Origin of the sequence: Niallia sp. Man26 (assembly GCF_022049065.2) — a bacterium.
Classification (GTDB): domain Bacteria; phylum Bacillota; class Bacilli; order Bacillales; family Cytobacillaceae; genus Niallia.
The window spans coordinates 25,505-50,489 of sequence record NZ_CP095745.1 but is presented as its reverse complement, the minus strand read 5'-3'; the positions used below and the strand labels follow the sequence as shown (position 1 = coordinate 50,489).

19 protein-coding genes and 4 pseudogenes are annotated in these 24,985 nt (G+C 33.3%); 19 read left to right on the top strand and 4 right to left on the bottom strand.

Annotation, left to right across the window (positions count from 1 at the left end):
- Positions 1 to 68 precede the first annotated feature (68 nt).
- The 3 genes and pseudogenes from L8T27_RS26440 to L8T27_RS29015 form a co-directional block, all read left to right on the top strand.
- Positions 69 to 842: pseudogene (locus L8T27_RS26440) on the top strand (amino acid permease); the annotation flags it as partial.
- A gap of 99 nt (positions 843 to 941) precedes the next feature.
- On the top strand, positions 942 to 1,241 hold the full coding sequence (locus L8T27_RS26435; RefSeq protein WP_237944255.1) for a Ger(x)C family spore germination protein: 300 nt from the start codon (positions 942 to 944) through the stop codon (positions 1,239 to 1,241).
- A 29-nt stretch (positions 1,242 to 1,270) separates the two neighbouring features.
- Entirely contained in the window at positions 1,271 to 1,579 is a 309-nt protein-coding gene (locus tag L8T27_RS29015; RefSeq protein WP_481858881.1) for a Ger(x)C family spore germination protein, read from the top strand.
- Here the strand turns inward: L8T27_RS29015 and L8T27_RS26430 are convergent.
- Positions 1,576 to 1,947 carry an STAS/SEC14 domain-containing protein gene (locus L8T27_RS26430; RefSeq protein WP_245400153.1) on the bottom strand — a complete coding sequence of 124 codons (372 nt, stop codon included), beginning with the start codon at positions 1,945 to 1,947 and terminating at the stop codon, positions 1,576 to 1,578. The genes L8T27_RS29015 and L8T27_RS26430 overlap by 4 nt on opposite strands.
- A 309-nt stretch (positions 1,948 to 2,256) precedes the next feature.
- Here L8T27_RS26430 and L8T27_RS26425 point away from each other — a divergent pair.
- From L8T27_RS26425 to L8T27_RS26390, 8 genes and pseudogenes are all read left to right on the top strand, one after another.
- Positions 2,257 to 2,831: pseudogene (locus L8T27_RS26425) on the top strand (pyridoxamine 5'-phosphate oxidase family protein).
- Between the two features lie 181 nt (positions 2,832 to 3,012).
- Positions 3,013 to 3,765, top strand: coding sequence for a class I SAM-dependent methyltransferase (locus tag L8T27_RS26420; protein ID WP_237944253.1), 753 nt, complete (start codon positions 3,013 to 3,015; stop codon positions 3,763 to 3,765).
- 827 nt (positions 3,766 to 4,592) lie between these two features.
- Complete coding sequence (locus L8T27_RS26415; RefSeq protein WP_237944252.1) at positions 4,593 to 4,883, top strand: hypothetical protein; 291 nt, start codon at positions 4,593 to 4,595, stop codon at positions 4,881 to 4,883.
- Positions 4,884 to 5,098: 215 nt separating this feature from the next.
- Positions 5,099 to 5,515: an ATP-binding protein gene (locus L8T27_RS26410; RefSeq protein ID WP_237944251.1), complete on the top strand. Its 417-nt coding sequence runs from the start codon at positions 5,099 to 5,101 to the stop codon at positions 5,513 to 5,515.
- Between the two features lie 24 nt (positions 5,516 to 5,539).
- Positions 5,540 to 5,884 carry an STAS domain-containing protein gene (locus L8T27_RS26405; RefSeq protein ID WP_237944416.1) on the top strand — a complete coding sequence of 115 codons (345 nt, stop codon included), beginning with the start codon at positions 5,540 to 5,542 and terminating at the stop codon, positions 5,882 to 5,884.
- A gap of 66 nt (positions 5,885 to 5,950) precedes the next feature.
- The gene (locus L8T27_RS26400) at positions 5,951 to 7,246 is read left to right on the top strand and encodes a PP2C family protein-serine/threonine phosphatase (protein WP_237944250.1); all 1,296 of its coding nucleotides are present in this window, start codon (positions 5,951 to 5,953) and stop codon (positions 7,244 to 7,246) included.
- Between the two features lie 54 nt (positions 7,247 to 7,300).
- Positions 7,301 to 9,343 carry a LuxR C-terminal-related transcriptional regulator gene (locus L8T27_RS26395; protein WP_237944249.1) on the top strand — a complete coding sequence of 681 codons (2,043 nt, stop codon included), beginning with the start codon at positions 7,301 to 7,303 and terminating at the stop codon, positions 9,341 to 9,343.
- A 428-nt stretch (positions 9,344 to 9,771) separates the two neighbouring features.
- A pseudogene (locus L8T27_RS26390) lies at positions 9,772 to 10,013 on the top strand (IS110 family transposase); the annotation flags it as partial.
- A gap of 411 nt (positions 10,014 to 10,424) precedes the next feature.
- Here the strand turns inward: L8T27_RS26390 and L8T27_RS26385 are convergent.
- On the bottom strand, positions 10,425 to 11,444 hold the full coding sequence (locus L8T27_RS26385) for a tyrosine-type recombinase/integrase (RefSeq protein ID WP_237944248.1): 1,020 nt from the start codon (positions 11,442 to 11,444) through the stop codon (positions 10,425 to 10,427).
- Positions 11,445 to 12,171: 727 nt separating this feature from the next.
- On the opposite strand from L8T27_RS26385, the gene L8T27_RS26380 reads away from it, so the two are divergent.
- Entirely contained in the window at positions 12,172 to 12,726 is a 555-nt protein-coding gene (locus L8T27_RS26380; protein WP_237944247.1) for a hypothetical protein, read from the top strand.
- A 912-nt stretch (positions 12,727 to 13,638) separates the two neighbouring features.
- On the opposite strand, the gene L8T27_RS29010 is transcribed toward L8T27_RS26380, so the two are convergent.
- Positions 13,639 to 13,854: an ATP-binding protein gene (locus L8T27_RS29010; RefSeq protein WP_481858880.1), complete on the bottom strand. Its 216-nt coding sequence runs from the start codon at positions 13,852 to 13,854 to the stop codon at positions 13,639 to 13,641.
- Positions 13,855 to 14,094: 240 nt separating this feature from the next.
- The gene (locus L8T27_RS26370) at positions 14,095 to 14,361 is read right to left on the bottom strand and encodes a hypothetical protein (protein ID WP_248574513.1); all 267 of its coding nucleotides are present in this window, start codon (positions 14,359 to 14,361) and stop codon (positions 14,095 to 14,097) included.
- Between the two features lie 423 nt (positions 14,362 to 14,784).
- Here L8T27_RS26370 and L8T27_RS26365 point away from each other — a divergent pair, with 423 nt between their 5' ends.
- The 7 genes and pseudogenes from L8T27_RS26365 to L8T27_RS26335 all read left to right on the top strand — a co-directional run.
- Positions 14,785 to 15,423, top strand: coding sequence for a DUF1643 domain-containing protein (locus tag L8T27_RS26365; protein ID WP_237944245.1), 639 nt, complete (start codon positions 14,785 to 14,787; stop codon positions 15,421 to 15,423).
- 322 nt (positions 15,424 to 15,745) lie between these two features.
- Positions 15,746 to 16,405, top strand: coding sequence for a sigma-70 family RNA polymerase sigma factor (locus tag L8T27_RS26360; protein WP_237944244.1), 660 nt, complete (start codon positions 15,746 to 15,748; stop codon positions 16,403 to 16,405).
- Positions 16,406 to 16,791: 386 nt separating this feature from the next.
- Entirely contained in the window at positions 16,792 to 19,551 is a 2,760-nt protein-coding gene (locus tag L8T27_RS26355; RefSeq protein WP_237944243.1) for a DNA methyltransferase, read from the top strand.
- Complete coding sequence (locus L8T27_RS26350; RefSeq protein ID WP_237944242.1) at positions 19,548 to 21,503, top strand: DEAD/DEAH box helicase; 1,956 nt, start codon at positions 19,548 to 19,550, stop codon at positions 21,501 to 21,503. The genes L8T27_RS26355 and L8T27_RS26350 overlap by 4 nt, the downstream gene beginning before the upstream one ends.
- The gene (locus L8T27_RS26345; RefSeq protein WP_237944241.1) at positions 21,490 to 22,644 is read left to right on the top strand and encodes a GIY-YIG nuclease family protein; all 1,155 of its coding nucleotides are present in this window, start codon (positions 21,490 to 21,492) and stop codon (positions 22,642 to 22,644) included. The genes L8T27_RS26350 and L8T27_RS26345 overlap by 14 nt, the downstream gene beginning before the upstream one ends.
- A gap of 467 nt (positions 22,645 to 23,111) precedes the next feature.
- Positions 23,112 to 23,360 carry a hypothetical protein gene (locus L8T27_RS26340; RefSeq protein WP_237944240.1) on the top strand — a complete coding sequence of 83 codons (249 nt, stop codon included), beginning with the start codon at positions 23,112 to 23,114 and terminating at the stop codon, positions 23,358 to 23,360.
- 857 nt (positions 23,361 to 24,217) lie between these two features.
- A pseudogene (locus L8T27_RS26335) lies at positions 24,218 to 24,933 on the top strand (IS3 family transposase); the annotation flags it as partial.
- Positions 24,934 to 24,985 lie beyond the last annotated feature (52 nt).

Sequence of the window (24,985 nt, the reverse complement as noted above, 5' to 3'; positions counted from 1 at the left end):
CTTCGCTTGTTATACGAGATCATTGTCCCAACCAGCCTCAAACATGTTTTCTATAAGTAGGGGGCGATTTAGCGTTCTTTTCCATTATCTTAATTATTGTTTTTGAAGGGAAAACAGAATCTCTGATTCCTTTATACGCTGTTGGTGTATTCATACTTTTTACCTTATCTCAAACAGGAATGGTACTAAAATGGTTACGAGAAAAGCCGGAAGGTTTGCAAGGAAAACTTATAATAATTACCTTAGGAGCAATTATTTGTCTAATAGTGACAATGATGTTTTTCCTGACAAAATTTTCACAAGTATGGCCAGTATCAGCGTTTGTTCCAATTTCGTGTTCTTATTTTATAAGATTAAGCAACATAATGATTCTGTAGGAGAACAACTGCGAATAAGTGATATGACTGAAGTGGAAGAAATATCAGGTAATGTTATAGTAGTACCTGTTGCAGGGTTGCAGGCATTACTCGAGTTGTGAACAATTCACTTGCATATGCAAAATCTTTAAACCCTGATAAATTAATTGCTGTTTATGTTGCGTTTAGCCGTGAGGATGAGAAGAGATTCGAAGAGAAGTGGAATGAATGGCAACCGGATGTCATCATGTTACCTTACATTCCCAATATCGGAGTATTATCCAACCAATAACTAAGTTTATTGATACGGTGGAACATAAGGCGGGAGAGTCGGATTACTGGGTCACAGTAGTAATCCCACAGTTTGTCTTAAGAAAAGGTTGGCATAATATTCTTCATAACCAGTCTAGTTTATTAATAAGAACTTTTCTACTTTATAAAAGAAACGTTATTATTTCTACAGTTCCTTATCACTTTAAAGAGTAGGAAAGAGGAAAAATATACCATTGGTATCTTTTTTTCTGTTTAATAGGATATTATATTCCAATTTCTAAATAATATTACGTACTCTAAGGAGTTATAGGTATGAAGTTGTTAAAGGGATTGTCATGTCTATTTCTGATTATTTTTTTGTCGGGATGTTGGAATCGTAGAGAATTAGGAGAAGTTTCTATAGTTACAGGTATGGCTGTAGATAAAGGAGAGTCTTTTAAGTATAAGTTAACTATTGAAACTACAGAAGCTAGAGAAATGAGTTACCAAATAGCATCCGGTTTAGCCCCATCAACTGTTACTTCTTTAGAAGGTAATAATATTGGGGAACTCACTTCTAAATTTAATATTGTGAATGCTACTCATCCTATTTATTCACATACAAGAGTGTAAATTGTTAGTGAGGAAATAGTAAAGGATGGATTATTAGAGTTCATGGATTTTTTGATCGAAACAGAGAAATAAGAGATGATTTTGCTATCGTAATTGCAAGAGCAGGAAAAGCTGAGGATATTCTTAAGGTAACTAATTTGTATAAAAAAAGTGCTTCGCTTAAATTACTTACTCAGTTAATTACTATGCAAAAGGACTGGGGAGGAGCTCCTGATATTAAGTTGAATGATTATACTCGAATCTCTAATTCAGAAGGACAAGCTCCAGTACTACCTGCAGTACAACTAGTTGGTGATCCTAAAAAAGGTAACTCCAAGCTCTTATTATTAATTAATTAATAATTAGTAATCCATTCAATCAAGTGATCATAGTCGCTTGAAAATCTTATGTTTTTTTTATTATTAGATTGGTTGAGGTGGTCTAAAATATCCCCTTCATCTAATAAAAATGCAATTGCAATGGTATTTTCTAATATGACATTAGAGAAAAACTTGTCTTTCCACAATTTTTGAACTGCGAAGTGTTCGGGTGTATATCCTTTTCTATTTACTAATAATTTAAATTTTTTGCCTTGGTTAATAAACACATTACATTTTTGCTCAAAAGAATCAAACCACATACTTACATCTGCAATGGAGATATATCCTGTTAAATTAGTAATAATCATATCTTTCGAAATGGATGTACACGTATTATTCACATTCAACTAAAGAACAACTCCTTTTTTAGTATTATAAACCGAATATGGTTAAGGGCATAGGTTATTGCGCACAGTTTGTAACTATTGTGCACTACTATCAGAAATTTGGCGGGTAAAGGAATAACATAAATAATCGGGGGCACTAGGCCAAGAAGGATTATTGCTTTAACTTTAAGGAAGCTGAAAAACTCCGTAAAACATCTACACATTCATAAAGTACAATACTCCAATAATAAATATAAATATAACCATTATATATGAGCTTGAGATGGTAGGCTTTAATTTTCACATTTGGCAGATGAGGAGGAATTTATTATGGGAACTGTTTATTCATCAATACTTCCAAAACACGAAGAATTTATAAGGAAACAACGAATTTTTTTCGTTGGATCAGCACCTCTAACAGCGGACGGTCATGTTAACATTTCACTAAAAGGTTATGATGTATTAAGAATCTTTTCCTCAATGAGGTAGCTTATTTAGATTTAACTGGCAGTGGAAATGAAACAAGTGCACATTTAAAAGAAAACGGCAGAATTACGTTTATGTTCTTAGCTTTTGACGGACCTCCTATGATTTTAAGGCTTTATGGTAGCGGTAATGTGATATTACCTGGCACACCAGAATGGACTGATATGGCGAAACATTTTGACATACTTCCTGGTGCTCGACAAATAATTCATGCAAAGATTGAAACAGTAAAAACATCATGTGGATTTAGTGTACCGTTCTACTCATATGATGGTGAACGAGATACTCTTCAAAAATGGACTAACAACAAAAGTGAACAAGACTTAGAGGAATATCGTAAAAAGAAAAATTCTATAAGTATGGATGGGATAGTTACACCGATTGGAGAAAGTTTAGCTAACTTTAATAATTTAAAATAACCGTGCCGTCTAAGGGGGATTTCCTCTTATGTAGAACGTCAGGAGCAGCATTCCTGTAATATGTAAAAATAGCTTATGGAAGAAAACTGGCAGGTTGGTGGGAATTTTCTAACTTGCTCCATAAACGTCCCATATTGCTGTAAAACACAACTATGGTTTCATTAACCAAGGAGGAAGATAAATGAAACAAAATATGTACGACAATCCAAATTTTTTCAAAATCTATAAAACCTTGCGTGAAAGTGAAATCACTGCTAACGACTTTATAGAGCAGCCAGCGATCAAATCATTAATTCCGTGTTTGAAAGGAAAAGCAGTCTTAGACTTGGGTTGCGGTGATGGTCATTTTTCGAAATACTGTATAGAAAACGGGGCGAAGAATGTAATAGGTGTAGACATCTCAAAGAATATGATTGAACGAGCTAAAAAAATATACCAAGCTAATAACATTGAATTCATGTGTTTACCTATGGAGGATTTGGGATTGACCAATCAAAAATTCGATCTTATCATTAGTTCTCTCTCTATACATTACGTTGAAGATTACCCATCATTGATTCAAAAAATTAATGGTCTGTTAAATAACAGTGGGGAATTTATCTTTTCAACCCTACATCCGATAGCAACAGCTCGAAAGGGAACCGATCACTGGATTAAGAATGAAGATGGTCATACATTACACTGGGCAATAGATAATTATCAAGAAGTAGGAATCAGAAAACATGACTGGTTTGGTGAATATAGTGTGGTTATTTATCACAGAACCATTTCTACCTTAGTAAATACTTTGATTGAACACGGGTTTTCGTTGGATATGATGATAGAACCTGAATCAACTTTGACAGGAATAGTGAAAATGCCGGAATTAATAAATGAAAAGCGTAGACCATCTTTTATTATTATTAAGTCAAGAAAACAAAATAATATCTATTAACATTTATCACAAATGGGCGCTTTTCTTGAATAAGAAGCGTCTTATTTGTCCCTACGATGTTTAACTAAATTTTGTTGAATTGTGAATGTTTTTACTTAAACTAACGGGGGCTTTAACGCAATAAGAGGGGATTAAATATTATCATCTAATCACCCTAAGAGTTTGGGGAATCGCCTCGATTGTATCCTGTAATGTCTCATTACCAAAGCAAGTACATTGTACAAATAGAGGCATGAATAGATAGTTTAAGGGTAACTTAAAAAGGCAATTGTTAATCACCAAATTCATTATTATGTTAGTATTAGGATATAGATATAGAATCATTGACCAAGTGTGCGCTATATTTACATAAACGCTAAATATCCTTAACAAAATGTCTAAACCCTTGGAATATATGGGATTAGACGTTTTTTTTAATATATCATAATTTCAATATAAGAAGGATTAACGCTTACCTTTGCAGTTAACGCTCATTATTGTCATAAAAACTACGTATTTAAGAAATCAGATATTAAGGAGGAAGTAAAATTAAAAACATAGGAGATTAAGTGGAAAATATAAACTTGACCATTCCATTAAAAAAGGAGTCTCTTTTTCTGAGGTGACTATGCTAAGTTTTACCAAAACATTAAGATAGGACATACAGGAATTCGTACTTTATTTTAAATGGACTTTTATAAGTCTTTTTTTTCCTAATTATATTTAAGTCCTACTATAGGAGGCTTTTCCTGTGGAATAGTTTCCTATATATCTTCCCTCCGAAAAAATGTATTATAAACGCTGTAATGCAATACTAATTCATCTGGAATCAACGCGGAGGGTTAACCATGATTGAAATGAAAGTAGACAATAAACCAGTGCTAGTTACTTTATATGATATGGATAAAAACTATATAAAAAATAACTTAATAAAAGAGAAACCATTTAAGATTCCTACAGGAAAGGGCTACACTATAATAGAAAGCGACTATTTAAGTGATTTAATCATAGAGGTTCAATCTAAGGATGAAATCAGACAATTAGTTGACATGATTAGAGCAATAAAAAAACGGAATATGCCAGTTAGACCCTTATTTCAAACAATAGCAATTGGGTTAGTTTATAAAGAGGCTATCTAACTAGTGGAATTATAAAGGAGGTTGAATAAATCTAATAACTTATAGATAATAACTTTGTATGTATGGCATGGAATCGACAGTATCGGTCTCATGCCTTTTCCAATATACTATGCAGTTAAATTAAATTTCAAAAATGTAGAAATGATGTGTTAAGTCTACCTCATATGCATATCCTAACAAGTAATGAGCAGGTGGATTATCGTTGAGGTGGAAACATGACATTAGCCTATACAATATCACGGTATGACGAATTTGAAAAAAAGCTTCCAACTATTGAAGATTATCTCAAAATACATGTATATGGAAATCAAGTGAAAATTTTATACGCATTATTGGAGGCAGTGAATAATGCATTAGAACATGGAATCCAAACAGTGAAAGACGGGAGCATTACTCTTACCATAAAGAGAGTAGATAGAGAACTTTATGTTGAGGTGCTGCATAACGGAAAAGGTTTTGATTATGAAGCCAAACTAAGTCTGATTGGAAATCCCGATGTATTTTTTGTAGGACACAAGTCTAGTATACGTGGCAGAGGAATTGCTATTATGCAAAAGCTTGCTGACAAACTTGTCTATTCAGAAGGTGGAAAAAAGCTAACCCTCCTCTTTTGGTTAGAACAAGTTTACTAAAAATATTAAGAAAGTGTGACACAAATGAAGGTTATAAAAAAAGCTCATATCGACATACTTGAAATGAACGAAGATATTACAATAAAGAACAGCGAACACTTCAGACTAATGATGGGTAAGTTCCTTACTGAATCCACCTCATTTTTTATCCTCGATTTAAGTCGTGTTTCCTATTTGAACAGTTCAGGACTCGGCGTAATTGCAGATGGAGCTATGAAGGCTAGTAAGAATGGGAAAGAACTAGTTGTAGCAGGTATTAATCCACCAATGAATGAGATTTTTGAAATAGTTAAATTCAACACTTTTATGGAGCTATTTTCTTCATTGGAATTAGCTGAAGGCTATTTTGAACAAAAGTTCACATTATAGTTATTCATTCAGTTGTCTTAAAATTTTCTAAGGGAATTTAAATGCTTCGAAGGAAAGGGAAGTGCAATGAAGCAAATCAATAAATATTCAGGAAGTAAGTGGATAGTTTTCCTTTTAGCTTTATATGTAATCTTGGAGCTGATTATCTTCCTTATAGATTATAGATTGTTTGAAGAACATCAAACATTAAGAGTCTTTTTGCATCTACCAATAGGTTTACTTATCATATGGCTATATTGGAAAGAAAGGAAAGAAACCATACGAAAAAGAGAGCTTTTATTCGACTTGGAACAAGTAACATTAAGGCATTTTACCTTATTTAATAACAATTTGTATCTAGCAATTGTCGTTAATAACGAGGGTATTATAACTGATGTTAACGAGAGAGTAACAGACGTACTAGGAGAAGAGTTGATTGGTTCACATTTTAAGGATTTACTTTTCCATCAAGAAACTTCCAAATCATTAGAAAATTTCGAGGATGTTCTCAAAGGAAAAATGGTTGATAGTACAGATATTATAAAAGATAAGCAGGAAAACCCAGTATATGTTGAATATAAAAGCGTTCCCTTAATTATACAAGGGAAAATAGATGGTGCATGTGTTATAGCAAAGGATATAACGGAAAAGAGAAAAATGGAAGAAGAGATTAATAAGGATCTTGAAATAGCTGCGATTTTGCAGAAAAGTGTGCTTTGTAAGCCACTTATAACTGATGAGGTTCAAATAGATGGACAATATATTCCCGCGCATAATATCGGTGGAGATATGTATGTCTGGTATAAAATTAATAAACATCAATATGGTGTGTTAATTATGGATGTGATGGGGCATGGTGTATCCGCTGCACTTGTTTCTATGAGTATCCGCGCATTGTTAGAAGGATTAATTGTTAGAGTAAAAGAGCCAGTTCTTGTCATGGAGACACTAAATACTCACATGCATAAATTATTTAATGACCATATGAACCCCTTGCAGTTTTTTACGGCTTTATATGCTGTTGTTGATACAGAGGCAATGTACTTAACATATATTAATGCTGGCCATCCTCCAGGGCTATTAATTCAGAATGGGAATGCTGAGCTTCTTAATTCAAATTGTGTCCCATTAGGAATACTCGAAGAAATACAGCCAGAAACTGAGAGGATTCCCTTAGAAAACTCAACAAAGTTACTTTTATTTACAGATGGACTTTTAGAAAGTATAGGAGCAGGTATGTCTGATGCTGTTAATCATTTAAAGGAAACCGCACTTACTAACATAGAATTAAATTCAAAAAGCCTGCTAGAGATATTTCTTACTGATGCTGACACAAGCAAACAAGATGATATTTCGTTTGTAAAGATGAACATTAACAAGTAATTCACAATTATGGCTTTACAAAGGTATAAAACAATATGATTTGGGATGATTAAATTGAATGTAAATAAATTAAACAATGACTCAATAACAGCACTAATTGAGACATATGCCAGCTCTATACGCTTGCCAATCCATCTTGTTAATAGTAAGGGAAGTTATGCCGTACGAGATACAGATATATCACTACTCTTTAAAGAACAATCAACAAATCTTCTCGACGTGCTAAATATTGCTCTCCAAATAAAAAAATCAGTGGTAGTGACACCAACAGATGAAAATATTGCTTGTTATAAGTATATCATTTCACCACTTTTCCAATATAGTGAAGAGTCGTATACCATTATTGCTGGGCCTTTTGTGGAAGGTGTATGTGGAAATAATTATGTGTCTACAGCTTTAAAAAAGGGAGTACAAGTGCTTAACGAAACAGAAAGAGATAGTGCCATATCAAAGGTAAATGATTTACATTATGCCTTAATGTTTGTCAAAAGTCTACGACAGGAGGTGGCTTCGAAGGATCAATTGTTAACACTCTATAAGAAACATCTTGCCCATACTGACAAATCTACTTTAAAAGAAATATTAGATTATGCAGTAAAAGAGGGCTTTGTGGACTTTATTGGATTTGCAAAAAAAGAGGAAAATGCAGTTTATAAAATCGAAAGTGTTAACGGTAAGGCAAAACAAATGGAGGGGAAAAGCTTCTTTATTGGGGAGGGTTTATTAGGACATGCTGCTGCAACTGAGAAGGTGTTTTATTGTGAAATTACTAAAAATCCACCGAAAGCAGGTTTTTTTCATCAGTTTGATTTATATCCTCAGCATGTTTTTGGTTTTCCAATTTATCAGTCTGGCCAAGTACTAGGTATAGTATTTGGTGGCTTACTAACAAATAAATCTATTAGTAAGGAATTGACAGAACACTTACAAGCATTCGTTCAATCAGCAGTTCAGAGAGAATATTTAATCCATCAAATAAAGCTTGCTGACAAGCAAAAAGCTATACATGAAGCTTTTTTAGATTTAATTGATATGATTGTAATTACGACTGATCCCATCAATGTACTGTTCAGTGTTATGAACGTGTGCCATAAATGGAGCAAAGAGTGCTTAACAATTTTCACAGCAAGAAATAGTGGTAACGTATACAAAAGAGGAAAAGATTTTCATGCAGCAGAATTAGAGCATCGTAGATGTTCCGAACTACTCTTCCAAACTGGTCAACTAATTGCAGCACAATCTTCCCAACCAGGGCTAATTCATAAGCCGATAACCTTAAATAAGCAAGTCATAGGCCTATTTACCCTTCATATCAAGGAAGAGGATTTCATAGAACATCATAGACTGGAGGAAGAACTTAATCTGTTAAGTGAAGTATTAGCTGTAAGCTTTGGTTCGAAAAGGATTATTGACTTAAACATATCACAAGAGCCAATTGACTTACTTTTTGAGAGCTTAAAGGAACTAAGGCCAGAGGAGTACAATCTTACTTGCAAAGCTATAGACCTATTGAAAGGGTTTCAGACTAACCTTGGATGGCAAGAATCTACAATTCATGAACTACTAGAGACATGTAAAGTGGTTCCATACAGCCTAGACTTCCTTCATGAAAAAGTGAGCACTGACCGCCTGAGACTTCTCGGTGAATATCATCGTATACTAAACGGGGAAGCAAAAAGAGGCTTTCTTTCAGCAGAAGCTCAGCTATTAGTATTAGCCTTTTCTCATCTTAAAGGGACAACTTACTCCTTTAACAAATTCGACAAACAATTAGTCGAACAATTTCTTGAATATATCATTAATCAAGAGTCACAAAGCCGTACAGCCATGGAAGAGATAGAGACAACAATTGGTATGTCAGAAATTGAAAACTTGAAAGACGTAAAAAGCGTTATTGCTAAACTGCCATTAACAAGTAGAGAAAAGGATGTACTTTATTTGATTCTTGAAGGGTTAAATAATCAGGAGGTTGCTAATTTACTGTATATCAGCGCCCATACTGTCAAAAACCATCTGACAAATATTTTCCGAAAACTAGATGTAACAGACAGAGTACAAGCAATGGCAAAAATATACCGGATAAAGTATGAACAATAATAAACCCTACTACTTCTTTTACAGAAGAACAAATTTTAGATGAAGTTGTATTTCAGTTATATACGCGTATTGGTGTCTGTATAGATGTACATCCACACAATCTAAGTGGTTATTTGGATGCTTGGAAACTTTGGAGGGAGTATCTTCCTAACAAGTGAATTATGAACAATCTTAGCTGCCAAGTGCTAGGTTTTTTATTTATAGTTAATAAAATGGGGGCATATCGTATTAAATGAAGAGAACCTTTATTGTTTCACAAACAGGGCAGCATTCTTGTAATAAATGAACACTAGCTTAAGTAAGAAAAATGGCAGCACTCCTGTAATAAGTGAAAATGCGATTTGAAAGAAAAAAGACCTCTTGATAAGATAAATGTGTCCTCAGCTGGCCAGCTAAAAGGGACAAAATATCTAGTCGGAGGTCTCACTATGAATTATAACCAAAATCATAAAATAGCTCAAATCACACCTAAAACCTTAGTAATAGGTATTGATATTGCCAAACATCATCATGTAGCTAGAGCACAGGATTATCGTGGAAAAGAGATTGGATCTACTTGCTTTTTTGATAATACCCAAGAAGGATTTAAGACATTATTGATTGGATTAATCAAAAAGAGTCATACAAAATGGGATCTGTCATTACTGGGATGGAGCCTACAGGTCATTATAAACAATTAATACACGAATATATAAGTCTGCGTTAAATTCTCATTTAATGAGAAGAAACTATATAGTAATCTTAGAAATGATTTTATAGATATATAATTTTTTGATCCAGTAAAAAATAATTTTACGCCTCCAATTTATTTAATCTAATATAATATTAAATGCAATTAGGATTTTTAAGACAACTTACTATTATATTACTTGCAGAAGTAAATATTAAATAAACTATTATACTCACATGAAAATTTATAGTTTTATTAATAAATGGTGGTTTAAATGGGAGTCTGAGAAACGCACTATGAAGAATTTAATGAGTGATTCATCATGTAAACTATTTTAATTTCGTCTGAGAGAATACATTTTTTAAGTAAAAACCCCCGAAAAAGCAATAGTATCAAGGGTTTAAGGGGTTTTTACTCACTGAAAAATCTTGAGACATCCTTATTTCTCATGGCTTTTTGCTTCTGTTCATTGCTAACATGAGTATAAATTTGCGTAGTATTCAAATTTGTATGTCCCATAAGTTGTTGTATAGTTACTAAGTCGGTTCCATCACGAACCATACCTGTTCCAAAGGTGTGCCGTAATTTATGAGCTGTTAGTTTCTTTTGCTCCAAGTACTGATATCCAGGTTGCTGCTTTAAGAAATCAAAAGCATTCTCTGTTACTTCTTGTATTCTCCTTCTAGAAATTCTAACACCTCTTTTGGACAGGAAGAAAGCATTGGAATGATTAGGTTTGGGTATTGGGCGATATATTCGTTCATAATCCAATAACATTTCATATAAAAGAACAGGAAGGGGAATGTATCGTGCTTTGTTTCCTTTTCCAGTTACTTCAATGCCTGGATCTTCTTGATTTCTAATAATGTCTGAGATGTTAAGATTATGTACTTCTACCACACGCAATCCAGCGAGTCCCATCAACATTAGCATACATTTATTACGTATATAGTAGTCGCTTGCGGGCATACCCGAAAAAAGTAACGCCAATTCTTCTGAACTAAGATAAGTGGGAATCCGTCCTTTTTCCTGCTTTGCCATGTCTACTTCTTTAGCAGGGTTATAAGCAAGAATTTCTGATTTCATTAATGATTTATATAGAGTTCGTAGAGTCATCAGTCGTCGATTACGGCTTGACTTTGATGCGTTTCGGTGATGCTTACGTAAAAATCCCGCAATATCTTGTTTACTGATTGTGTCCAATCCAACTATTTGTGATTTATACTCATAGAGATACATTAAGAATAACTTGGTGTCGTAAACATAGTTAATGATTGTAAAGGGAGAGTAACCCAAATCCTCCAGGTACACTCGAAAAATGTCCAGTTCTTCTTCATAGTAAGTAAGTATGTCTTGCTCTAATTCAAACTGATGTTCATCTATCGGCTTCAGGACACATCCAACTCCTCTTCTAAAGACTACTAAATCCAAGAACATATATTCTATTATACTACAAACACTATCTAATCGCACATAATTTGAATTATGTGCGATTAGATGGTAATAAAAGGGTGTTAAAATATTTTTTTTATTCTCTCCTTCGCCTTGGACTACTATGAAAGTTGAGGCACTGGTGCTTTATTTTAACCACAATACCAGCTTGTTCTAAGATAATAAAAAGCTTATAAGGGATTGTTTACCTTCTCCTAATACACTTTACAATTGTATGGCACTGGTCTATTATAAAAAAAATCATTATTAGCAATAGTCATTACATAGGAGACTTGGAACAAGGAAGGTATTAAAACACGTTTGTGGAAGTGCTCAGTTTTAACTTGCTTATAATGTAGGAACTATTACTTAGAAATAGTGTCTAAGTATTTTCCAAAAGATAATATTATTGTTCAAATTAAATTTTATGTTGTAAAATTTTAGTAGATTCATAAAGTGAGGAGAGCATCATGAATACCACTGCAAATCAATCAGAATATCTGTTATTTACCACCCATAATAAGTATATCAATTATTTTATATGTACCAAACAAAACTATGACCGATTGGTCCAAGACATTAATCACTTTTATCCTAGAAATACATTTGAAGTCTTAGGGAAGCAATTGTTAATAACTGTACTGCTGCCTTCCAAAAAAATCAGTTTATTTACTCTATTCCAAATCATCAGGTTGGGATTGTATATCAAAGAAACTATACCGGACGAATGGCAACAAATAAAGTAGAAAATGGTAAAACCAAAAGAGGTCTGTTTGACTTTAAAATCAAAGTGGATAGTTCTACCAATAAAACACATTATCAAATACTAAATGATTTACTTGCTTTTTCATCCTTGCCAAACTGTGTTAATGTTTGGACAGGTGCCTGCTCTCCACAAAGTTTAACAACAAATGTGGATGAACGTTTTGTACTAGAAGAACTGATATTGATGATGTTTGAACAGGAAATCAATTGGGGAGATGAAGACTATCAAGCTTATTCTGCCTTTTCCATGAGCAAATTTGCCAAGCCTAGAGATGTGCTAATGGGCTTTATCAATATTGTTTTTACCAATAGAACTGTCGATGCAATTCCTAATTGGCAGTTTGGTAACAAATCGACACCTGACTTCGGAGGCGCATACGGCAAGTATGATACTACGTTAAAGAATACATATTTCAAGCCGTATAGAAGTCATGGTGGAGGCTTGATGCAAGGAACAATGAAAGAACTATTTGGCCGAACGTCTCTACTTTTTTTGAACAATCCAATATATAAGTGATTTTTTGTTCTGCTGATAGAACTAGAATATGTAAAACCAATGATTTATAATACAAGAAAAAAGGAACAAAGCGGAAACGAAAGTTCTAGAGGTAGTGTTGGTTAAAGTAAGAGATACTTGCCTAAAGTAGAAATGGTAGAAATTATTGGTGAATCAATCACATTTAATTCACTATATTAAGGTATTATCACCTCCAATTTTAACTCCCATTTTAAAAGGTGTTAATTATAAAATAAATCATCACCCTTTATAACTAGTATACCTAAGGAATTTAGTATATATATTAAGGCTTGCCAATGCAGGTGTAGAGCCAAAATCTCACCTTTATTCTATTACTCACAACGAACAAACAATAAAAATCGAACTAATAAATTGATGTTGTAAGAAGCTTCCTATTTTAAAAAAGGAAAGCTTCTTTTTTACGATATCCTTAATTGAATGATGGTTATGATTATAGACACATTACAAAAGTGTCAAGGCCGATTAAAAATTCCTCAAAATCGCCGGTTTAAAATTCCTCAAAAGGACATTTTAGTCCTTCTGTTTTTGCGTGCTCATGTGCTTCTCTTTTAGTCTGTAACTATACCTTTCAAGTTAAAGATACGAGAGTGATGCAAAAGGTGTTCTGACATCGCTGTAGCATTATCGGAACTCCAACCATTTCTCTCCATTCTCCAAGCCTATATGGATATAAAGATGTAGAGCCACGGTCATATCTCCTTGATATTACTTGGAACAAATAGTGTACCTTTGCGTATCAAGGTTTAGATAACCAATTTTGTCGATAATTAAAACCTAAGTTTAATAAAGGAAACTATTTTCTTTTCCTGCTGTTCTGATTTTCTTAACTGGGATACTAGCTCGCTCATTGTAATAAAATGAGTTTTCATCCTTTTTGAGATTGCTTCCATACTAATAGCTACTGCAAGATGTCTTCCCGATACTAGGAGGACCTAAAAAGATTAAATTTTCTTTGTTATCGAGGAAGGAAAGATTCATTGATTCTCTAATTCTTCTTTCTTCCATATCCACTTGGGCTATTAAATCAAATTGATCTATCGTTTTACGGTCAGGAAACCTGGCAAACTTCAGCAGGGTTTTATTTATTCTTCCCTGTTCTTCAGCTATTTCCAGCTCTAGAAGGCTGAATAAAACATGTGAATATGATACATTATCTTTAGATGCTTGTTAGGCCAGTTCGGATTATCGTTCCACAATAACGGGCAAGTTTAATTTTTAGCTCTACCCTTTATCTCTCTTTTCATGATGATTCACCTCTAGTGAACTCATCATAGACGGACAAGGGACGTGTATCTATTTCCAAGGAAACAGGCTGTGGGACGCCAACCATGAAAGTCTGTTTCCTTGTTATTTTACGGAGAAGGGAAAAATTTTTTTCCGACGCTGTAGCTTACTAATTTCATCTCCCTGATAAAATACCCTAATTAAACCCTCCAGAAATTCTTTTACCAATATTTCTTTTTCAGCATAATTAGAGGATAGAATCCAACTTTCTCCCTTATAGGAAAAGCTTCCGTCCCAATGCATTCCTAAAGATTTTTTAGATGGAGATTTTCCTCTGTCCATTTTTCTTGTAGAGAATAGTGTTTGTTTCATTTCTCTTTCGATTACCAACGGTATTCAGCCATCTCATTACATCTCATTAAAAGATGGTTCAATTCTTCCACGCTAATAAACTTTATTCCCACACAAATGATTAATAATGTACTGAATAGCGAATAATCTTTCCACTTTTCCCATTGTTTAGTCTCGGTATGGGCGACGGGACTTTGGATTAAATCCATAGTAAGAGACGGATTATGCGAATCTCTTATTCCATTTAATGACCCCTTAATTAGTCTATCATTGACAGTCCTCATATTATCAAACAAGATAGTAGAAGGTATCCCACCCAAGATAACTCCATTACAATGTATTATACTTTTTTGGGGATAATCCCCAATTCAAGCGATGAATAGTTCTTTTCTGATATGATTTGTGTATAAAGATTGGTGAGATTATGAACAAAATCATTTAAACTAAGCAGGAGTGGGTAAAATGGCAATAATGTACGACTTAACAAAAGTTAATCAATCTGAAATTGATATTGATAAGGAATCTTATCTAGGAAATGTTGATGTCAGATATTCTTTAACAATTCCATTTTTGAACAGAAGAGAGGGATTGTCAGTTGGGATTATATTAATGAACCCTTCTGGTGCTAACGAAGATAAATCAGATGGAACCGTAAATAAGATAATTAATTTTTTCTATGACTATCAAATAGATCGACATCAAATTAAAGATATTAGTATTTGTAATGTATTACCGGTCTATGCCATTAATACCTCCACGGCTTTAATGAATATTAAATTTTTAAAGGAAGCGAATGTCCTAGATAGAGTTCAAAAATTAAATGAAGATAAGCTGGCGATAGCCATGAAAAATAAAGGGCTAATAGTATTAGGTTGGGGGAAACCAGAAGTTAAAACCATTCCCAACCTACTTTATTACAAAGAAGTTCTACGTATTGTTGAATTACTTTCAATATTACACAAAGATAATTTATATGTTTTTGATATTAAAAATGCTATTAGCACTTTTACCGAGCATGGAGATCCACGTCATGCTGGACGTTCTGCTACTTTAAAAGACTTAATAAAGATAAGCGTTTCTGAGTTATTTGGTCTAGGCTAGTTAAACCAGAAATTTCAAACCAATTAATTAATTGGAAAGAGTAAGATATATAAAAAGATTTGATGAACTCAATAAGGAGGGTATTTTTTAGCAGTCCGGAATAGCAAATCAATAGTAAAAAATTGGTTTTACGGAATTTTTAATAAAGTAGATTAATTACGGGTTTTACAGGCACGATTCCTAGTTATTAATTTTTAGTTGCAAAAAAGGGAAATCATATAAGCATTTCCTGTTAGATATTTAAACAATAAATGATGCAGGGATTTTAAAATAAGTGTAGAATATTTACTATAAGATTATCTATAGATAGTGGGGAAATATTTTGATAAATCTAACTATATCCTATCAAAATTTGGATGACAATAAGTTAGTTAATTTAGCTCAAAAGAATGATGCGTATGCCTTTGAACATCTTCTCGATAATTATTGTGGAATGATAAGCTATATATCTAAAGCTTACTATATTAAGGGAACTGAAAAGGAAGATGTGTATCAAGAAGCTTTAATTGGCTTTTATAAGGCTATTCGTGACTATAAATTTGAATTAAATACAAAATTTAGTTCCTTCGCAAACATTTGTATAAGAAGGCAAATAATAACTGCATTAAAAACTGCTACGAGAAACAAACATTTATCCCACTTAACTTCAGTATCAATTGATAAACCTATTAATAGTCAAAACATGCAACAAACAAACTTTTTTTTGTATGACATTATTCCAAACGACAAAGTTGTATCACCTGAGTTTGAATTGCTATATGGTGAGGAAAAACTAGAATTTAAAGAAACTGTTAGAGTAATATTAAGTGAACTAGAATTAAAAGTGCTAGAATTGTATTCTGAGGGTTTAACCTATGTTGAGATAGCGAAAAAGGTTGGGAGAAATACAAAAAGTGTAGATGCCTCACTTAATCGAGCTAAAAGAAAATTGAGGGATTATTATCACTACCAAAATAAAACTTTAGATATGCTGATTATATAGACAAAGTCGTTTCCTGTATTATGGGATTGGCTTTGTCATTTTTATGTTGTTTCCATTTACATTATTCTATTAGGCATAAAGTGTTTGAACCACCTGTCTATTATAAGTATCCAATTTGGGATTTTCATAAGAAAATATGATAATTGCATTTTGACAAATATCAGGTAAAATGTTAATGGATTATTGCTACTAATACTTTTTGAAAAAATAAGCTTTTGAATTATTTAACATTATACGCAGCATCCCCCAATGTACTGTGTAGCCAGAGATGGCACCGTTTTTAAGCAATTATTCATTCTAATCTTACATTATCTGTAACACTAGAAGATTTAATAATCTTTGCTATAATAGTATCATTATTAGCTAATTAAAGGACTGAAATTCAAATGTCAAAAAAATATTTATTATCTATCACAGAAATTGAAGATAGAGTTAAAACAATAATTAAAAATTTAAATGAAGAGACTTTTATTGAAGAGTTTTTAGGACTTTTTGATATTCCCAAAACAAGTATCACACGTGCAAAATCAAGTGAAGGAGATTTTTTAATACGAAATAAGGTTCTTTATCGTAAAGTTCAAAACAATCCAATACTAGCTATTGACAAAATCGAGCAAAAAATTGTATCTCAAAATCAAAAGCCTCGCTATATTATCACTACTGATTTTGAAATGCTTTATGCAAAAGATACAAAAACAAATGATTCACTTGCTATTCACTTTGAAGATTTGCCAACTTATTCAGAGTTTTTTCTTGCATGGAATGGGATTGAGAAAGTTGATTACCTAAAAGAAAACCCGGCAGATATTAAAGCTGCTGAACGTTTTACAAAACTTTATGATGAATTGGTTAAAATTAATCCAGAGCTTGCAAAAAAGGAAGCTGACGGCAAGCCCTTTAACCTTTTTCTAATTCGTTCACTTTTCTTATACTTTTGTGAAGATACAGAAATTATCACTAAGGGCTCATTTACTAATGTCCTTAAAACAAGAACTAAAACCAATGGAAGCAATCTAAATTCAATCATCAAAGAATTATTCTCAATTTTAGATGTACCTGAAAACCAAAGACAAGATGTGCCTGAATGGTTAAAAAAGTTTCCTTACGTTAATGGTAAACTCTTCAAAGAACCACATCATGAATTAAATTTCAGCACTTTAACCCGAAAACTACTTATCGAAGCAGGTGAATTGCTTAACTGGAATGAAATCAATCCCGATATTTTGGGAGCCATGATTCAAACTGTTGCAAATAAAGAAGAACGTCAAGTATCAGGCATGCACTACACAAGCGTGTCAAATATCATGAAAGTGATTAAGCCGCTTTTTTTGGATAACCTCCGAACTGAATATCAACGTTTATCAGACCTAGCGGATGATTATCTTGAGCGTGAGATTACTGAGGAACATCGTCGCAAGCAACAACGTAGTATTATCAATCAATTTGAAAACTTGCTTGAGCGCATGAGCAAAATCAAATTCTTAGACCCGGCCTGTGGATCAGGTAATTTTTTAATTATTGCTTATAAGGAAATCCGTCGACTTGAAATTGACTGTCTTATTAAAATTAGAGAAGTACGAAAATCACTGGATGAGAAAGATGTTTATCAAGGCAGTCTTCTTAAACAATCCAAAATTAAACTTAATCAATTTTCAGGAATAGAACTTGATGACTTTGCTCACGAAGTTGCAAGACTCTCTCTATATATTGCCGAGCACCAGATGAATCTCGAGATGACTGCAGCTCTTGCTGACTATCAGCCACGGATTCTTCCATTACAAGAGTCAGGTAATATCGTACATGCCAATGCCTTGCGTGTGGATTGGAATGAAGTTGTGATTCATGAATCTAATGACGAAATCTATATAATGGGTAATCCACCTTATATTGCTGCGAAAGGTACGAATCACAGAACAGAGTCTCAAACTCAAGATTTATTGTTTGCTATTTATCCGAATAACTTTAGAATAGTTGATTATATTTTTGGTTGGTTCTTTAAAGCTTCAAAATTAATCCAAAATAAAACGGCAAAATATGCCTTTGTAACTACAAACTCGCTATTTCAAGGAATTCAAGCAATAAAGGTGCAAGAACATATTCTTACCAATCTTGAAATTTCTTTTGCTTATCCTACAATAAAATGGAACAATAATGCTAAAAATAATGCTGGAGTAATAGTCTCAATTGTAGGGATTTCAAATATTGATAGCAATATGAAAAAACTATACACGGATGATGACTTTAAGGAAGTTGATTCAATAAATGCTTATTTAGGAACTGGGGAAGGAATAAGAGTCTCAAAATCACGAGAATTAAATCCAAGTTTACCTTATCAGATGGAATTAGGAAGCGCTGGTTATGAAGGAAATAATTTAATTTTTTCAAAATCTGAGTATGAGAATATTATAGCTGACTATCCAAATTCAGCATTTTTATTCAAAAAATTTCTAAATGCAAAGGACTTAGTAAATGATAACTATTCATATGTAGTATGGATAAATGACAACCAGCTTGAAGAGGCAGAAAAAATACCTGAATTAACTCGTAGATTTGAATTAGTAAAGAAATTTCGTCAAGAAGCAGGTACAACTGCAAAATCTTCAGTATCAACCTATTGGAAATTTTCACAAATTAGATACAAAAATTTACCTGCAATCGTAATTCCTGTTATCAATTCGGAAAAAAGAGACTACATATGTGGAACTTATAGCGATACTGATACTGTTTTTTCAAATCAACTCTATCTTATCTACGATGCACCAATCTGGCTCCTAGGCGTATTAGAGTCTCGAATGCATATGACTTGGTTTCGCGCAGTTGGTGGAAGATTGAAAATGGATTATCGCTATTCTGCAGGCTTGGTTTTTAATACATTCCCTATTCCCGATTTCTCAACAAATCGTAAAAATATCCTGGAAGAAGCTGTTTTAGAGATGCTGGATGTCCGGGAAGAGGAAGGAGGTACTCTTGCTGAGCTTTATGGTGGAGCGAATAAACCAATGAACGCAAGATTACGCGAAGCACACGAAAAAATTGATGGTATTGTGGAGCGCGCATATAAGCAAGAACCTTTCAAATCAGATGAGGAACGATTGAATTTAATGTTGAAGCTTTATCAAGAAAAGGTAAGTAAGGAGAAAAAATGACATCAAATATATTTGAAATTAATTACAATGGTACTGGACAAAGCCAAAATACAAATGTGTTAGGAATGCGTGAAATGCAGGCGCGTGTCTATGAGAAACGTGCCTCACAATATCTATTAGTTAAAGCTCCACCTGCATCAGGCAAATCTCGCGCTTTAATGTTTGTAGCTTTGGATAAGCTCAGAAATCAAGGCATAAAAAAAACAATTATTGCAGTTCCAGAACGTTCAATTGGTAAATCATTCCGCACAACCGAACTGACGAAATTCGGATTTTACTCTGATTGGGTTATTAATCCTAAAAACAATCTTACGGACCGTGGAACAAGTGAAAGTAAAGTGTCACAGTTTGTTAATTTTATTCGTTCAACAAACCCAGAAGATAATATCATGGTTTGCACTCACGCGACTTTACGTTTTGCTTTTGAGAAATTGAATGAATCAGACTTTGACGATGTTTTACTTGCCATTGATGAGTTTCATCATGTCTCACAAGATGATAATTCTGTTCTTGGTAATGCGATGCGTAATATTATGGGAAATTCTTCTGCTCATATCGTTGCGATGACTGGCTCCTACTTTCGAGGTGATTCAGTCCCAATTCTAGAACCTAGTGACGAGCAAAAGTTTGATAAGGTAACTTATACTTATTACGAACAACTTGAAGGTTATAAATATCTAAAGAGTTTTGCGATGGGCTATAGCTTCTATCGAGGTCGATATACTGATGCACTTTCAGAAGTTTTAGATACCACGAGAAAGACAATCATTCATATACCGAGTCCAAATTCTGGTGAATCAACAAAAGAGAAATATGATGAAGTCGATCGTATTCTTGATGAACTTGGGGAGGTACAATACGATTCCAAAACTGGTCTCTATTTCGTAACTGAGTCATCGGGGCGTATTTTAAAAGTAGCAGATTTAGTGACTGAGGATGGTGTGGAAGGCCGAGAGAATTTTGGACGAGGGAAAGCACAAGAATATATCCGACAAATGTCAGAACTTGATGACTTAGATATTATTATTGCACTTGGTATGGCAAAAGAGGGATTTGACTGGCCTTTTGCAGAATATGCTTTAACAATTGGGTATCGTAATTCATTAACCGAAATAGTGCAAATTATTGGACGCGTGACTCGTGATAGTTCAAATAAAACTCACGCACAATTTACCAATTTAATTGCTCAACCAGATGCTAAAGATGATGAGGTCATGTTTGCAGTTAATAATGTCATGAAGGCAATCACCGCAAGTCTTTTGATGGAATCTGTATTAGCCCCAAACTTCAACTTTAAACGTAAAGATGATGATGGCCAGAAATCAAAAGGAACAAATATTTTCATCAAGGGTTTAAAAGAGCCAAGTACTGAGCGCTCAAAAAATATTATTCAAAATGATTTGAATGATTTGAAAGCGAGTATTTTACAAGACAGTCAAATTCAGCAAGCCATTGCTGCTGGCGTCGATGCAAAAGTGATTAATAAACAACTTATACCTCGTGTGATAATGAATACCTATCCTGATTTGTCAAATGATGAGACTGAAGAAGTGCGTCAGTACTTAGTTGCTCAAGCTGTTATACATTCGGCAGAACGTGAAGAAGGAACAGGCGGAAATCAATTTCTTAGAATGGCGAATAAGTTTATAAATATTGATGAAATTGCCATTGATTTGATTGATGAAGTGAATCCTTTCCAGCGTGCTTATGAGGTTATTTCAAAGGAAATTGATGCGCCTACTTTACGATTTATTCAAGATTATATGGATGGTATAAAATTCACATTTACTGAAGATGAATTAGTTATGCTGTATCCTCAAATTGTTCAGTTTAAAAATGAAAATGGTAAAATCCCAGATAAGTCTAGTTCAGACCTGTACGAGCAAAGATTGGCTTATGCTTTACTACGTTTAGAGCAACTAAGGAGAGAAAGACAAGATGGACAAGCTTAATCTTGATGATATTTTTTCAGACCCTATTTTTGATGAATTAATTGCTGAAACTCCTAAGAAACAAGTTAAGCGAATTGACCCAGAATTGGAAAAATTCCAAGAGCTTGTCGAATGGATAAAAAATCATGATGGAAAAGAACCCAAAAAATCACGTGATATGACTGAAAGAAAATTATTTTCAAGACTAAAGGGTTATCGTGACAAGCCCGAAATGATAAAAAAGCTCGCTGTGATTGATGAACTTAACTTGTTTGATAGCCAAAATACGGTTTTAGAAGACCCGATAAAAAGTTCAAAGTCTCTTGATGATATCCTTAATGATGAAACACTATTCGAGAAAAAAGAAAAAGTTGATTCATTGCTTGACTTGTCAAGATATAAGAGAACAATTAGTGCAGCTGATAAATACAGCGTTCGTAAACGAGCTAGTCATTTCGAACATTATGAGCCTCTATTTAAACTTGTTCAAAAAGAAATTGCAAATGGCACTCGAAAAATAATACCCGTTGATACTGAAAAAAACATTCTACCAGGTAAATTTTATATTGATAATGGAATTCTACTTTATGTTCTAACTGTAGGTGATTATTATACAGATAAACATGGTTATCGTAACGCAAAGCTTCATCTTATTTATGAAAATGGAACTGAAAACAAAGGGATTTTACTGAGATCATTTGCATCGAATCTCTTTGATAAAACTCGTCATGGTAGAATGGTAACCGAAGTAATGAGTGATGTTATGGGAGAAACTACTGTCGAAGAAAGAGCAGCTGAATATCAGACTACTGGCTATATTTATGTAGTAAAATCACTTAGTTCTAATCCTGAAATATCAAGGTATCAAAATCTTTATAAGATTGGTTTTGCTGCAGGAAATGTTGAAAAACGAATTGCTAATGCTGAAAATGAAGCAACTTACCTATATGCACCAGTAAAAATTATTGCAACTTGGGAAGTTCAAAACTTTAGTGGTCGGAAACTAGAAACAGTCATTCATCATAGATTTGAAGATAAGCAAATACAAATCTCTGTTCCAACCGCAAATGGAAAAATTGAAAAACCTAAAGAATGGTATTTAGTTTCTTTAGATGAAATTGAAAAATGTATTAATGATATCATTGTGAAATTGAACAGTTAAATGAATTTAAGATAGTTGTAAGAGTATCTGTGTTTAATGGTAATAAAACTTTTTTCATAATTAACAAAAGAGAGTGCATAGTTAGCAGGTATTTATTTAATTGTAAAAGAAATATCATAAGTAACCTTTTAGTGATTGACCAAAGCTACAAGCTTTGGGTGTTTTCTATTTTTACATGGAAGGATTGGATTCGTGACTAAGGAGAGAAAAATGATGAGAAAAAACTATATCTGATTTACTTAATGAAAATAAAAAGCTCAAAAGGGAATTGTCTGAGTTAAATAATTCATATAAAGACTTATTAAGTTTAATGGAGAAGGCAAGAGAAATGGTCCTTTTTGAAAAAAGAAAGTAAACAAGTTACAGCATACAATTTATTCATAAAATAAGCAGCTGGATTACACCATGCTGCTTATTTGCAATACTTTCTACAGCCATAAACAATAAAATACTAGGTTGGGTGAGTAGTGAAAGCAAATCGATATTATTGGCTAAGTTCAGCAAATAAAGAAAATTGTACAGGTTCTGGTAATCATGCGCGATTACATATTGTTATTCCATCCTCCCAACTAGTTAATTGGAACCCCGGTGAGCTTCATAAAGCAGAAACAGCATGGTTAGGTGAAGGGCTATTACAAGGTGATTTTGCCGTAGTGTCTAGAAAACTATATGATTCATTGGAAAATAGAGAGCATTTGAGCGTTACCCGGTATTAAATTATCAGTAGCGCAAGTTCTTACACAAGGAAAAATGTGAATTGAATTGTGGGACAAGTGAATTTGATAGTTTTGCCAATATTATAGTAACCTGTTCGTGGCATTAATCTACAAGGATTAATGCCCTTTTGTTAGATTTTTTGTTGTTTCTTCTCCGCATGCTGTTAGAGATATTACAGCGAGTAAAGTGATGAAGCTAATAGAAAATTTACTCATGATTCTGTAGTTCCTCCTAATAATACTAAAGCCGGATTAATTTTATATAGATCTAGTACTTTTGGCTATATTCTCGACAAAAATAGACAAACGGGAAAATAATACATGATAAACAAGGATCTAAAAAGGCTTCAGTTTCTCTCCATAATGAAACCTTTATTTTGAGGATTTGTCTCATGGGCTATTAAAAATGTAAAATATTAACTCTAACAAACTATAATGCTGTTTATACAAATGCATGTAATAACCATTATGTGCGATTAGATGGAAATAAATCGGTAGAAGGAAAGTGGAAAATCTTTTGTTTAAACTTAGTTTTAAAACCAAAGTGTAGTTAGGGACTTTAAAAAGAAATTAGTTGAGCAGTTGTTCTTGAAAAAATCTAATTTCACCTGAAAGCATAATAATACTTAAGAGATGTGCTGATAAATGCAATAATAACAAGGATAGAAGTGATTTTTTTAAAAAAAGTTTAATAAAGAATGTCAAGTTTATTTCTGTATCAATATATGGTCTAAATAATTGAATAATTTCATCCAACTTAGTGTAGTCGATTCAAAGAAACAGTTCTATTGAATGGGTAAAGGGAAAATCAACGCTTAATGATGGAGAATGACATTTAATACTATCAAGCCAATTTGCATGAAAAAGAAGCCCGTGAAAGAGAAGAAGTGGAGCTTTCCAATGAAATTCAACGCATTTTTAAGGAAAGTCGTTGTAATTATGGTACCCGCAAACTCAAAGTAGAGTTAAAGAAGCAAAACTGGATCGTTTCTCGTCGTCGAATTGGTCGGATTATGAAACAACTAGGCTTGGTATCGAATTATACGGTGGCACAATACAAGCCATATAAACAATCCAGTAATGAAGCTCCTACCCGAAACGAGTTACAACGTCCGTTTAACCAAGAAGAAGCATTAACTGTAGTTGTAAGTGATGTAACATACGTCCGTGTCGAGAAAAAATGGCATTACGTATGTTTATTTGTCAATCTTTTCAACCGAGAAATTATCGGCCATAGTGTTGGTCCAAATAAGACAGCTGACCTGGTATATAAAGCATTGGCAAGCATTAAAGGTAACTTACATAACATTCAAATGTTTCATACAGACCGAGGAAAAGAGTTTGATAATAAACTACTTTCCGAGGCTATAGAAACATTTGGAATCCTAATATCTTTGAGTACAAAGGGATGTCCATACGATAACGCCGAAGCCGGAGCCATGTTTAAAGTCTTCAAAACGGAATTCGCAAATGGAGCCCATTTTACTTCTCTTGAACAGCTAAAACTCATATTCAAATTCATGGAACACTCGGTTACTTAACGCCAGTAGAATTCAAGAAACAGGCCTTATAAAAGTTGTCCAGTTTGGTGTTGACATTCCAACATTTTAGAAAGAGTGTATGAT

Excerpts from the sequence above, each read along its gene's own strand:
- L8T27_RS26355 (WP_237944243.1), top strand. The coding sequence starts at position 16,792 with ATGTCAAAAAAATATTTATTATCTATCACAGAAATTGAAGATAGAGTT.
- L8T27_RS26435 (WP_237944255.1), top strand. The coding sequence starts at position 942 with ATGAAGTTGTTAAAGGGATTGTCATGTCTATTTCTGATTATTTTTTTG.
- L8T27_RS26380 (WP_237944247.1), top strand. The coding sequence starts at position 12,172 with ATGGCAACAAATAAAGTAGAAAATGGTAAAACCAAAAGAGGTCTGTTT.
- L8T27_RS26400 (WP_237944250.1), top strand. The coding sequence starts at position 5,951 with ATGAAGCAAATCAATAAATATTCAGGAAGTAAGTGGATAGTTTTCCTT.
- L8T27_RS26350 (WP_237944242.1), top strand. The coding sequence starts at position 19,548 with ATGACATCAAATATATTTGAAATTAATTACAATGGTACTGGACAAAGC.
- L8T27_RS26345 (WP_237944241.1), top strand. The coding sequence starts at position 21,490 with ATGGACAAGCTTAATCTTGATGATATTTTTTCAGACCCTATTTTTGAT.
- L8T27_RS26405 (WP_237944416.1), top strand. The coding sequence starts at position 5,540 with ATGAAGGTTATAAAAAAAGCTCATATCGACATACTTGAAATGAACGAA.
- L8T27_RS26420 (WP_237944253.1), top strand. The coding sequence starts at position 3,013 with ATGAAACAAAATATGTACGACAATCCAAATTTTTTCAAAATCTATAAA.
- L8T27_RS26415 (WP_237944252.1), top strand. The coding sequence starts at position 4,593 with ATGATTGAAATGAAAGTAGACAATAAACCAGTGCTAGTTACTTTATAT.
- L8T27_RS26410 (WP_237944251.1), top strand. The coding sequence starts at position 5,099 with ATGACATTAGCCTATACAATATCACGGTATGACGAATTTGAAAAAAAG.
- L8T27_RS26365 (WP_237944245.1), top strand. The coding sequence starts at position 14,785 with ATGGCAATAATGTACGACTTAACAAAAGTTAATCAATCTGAAATTGAT.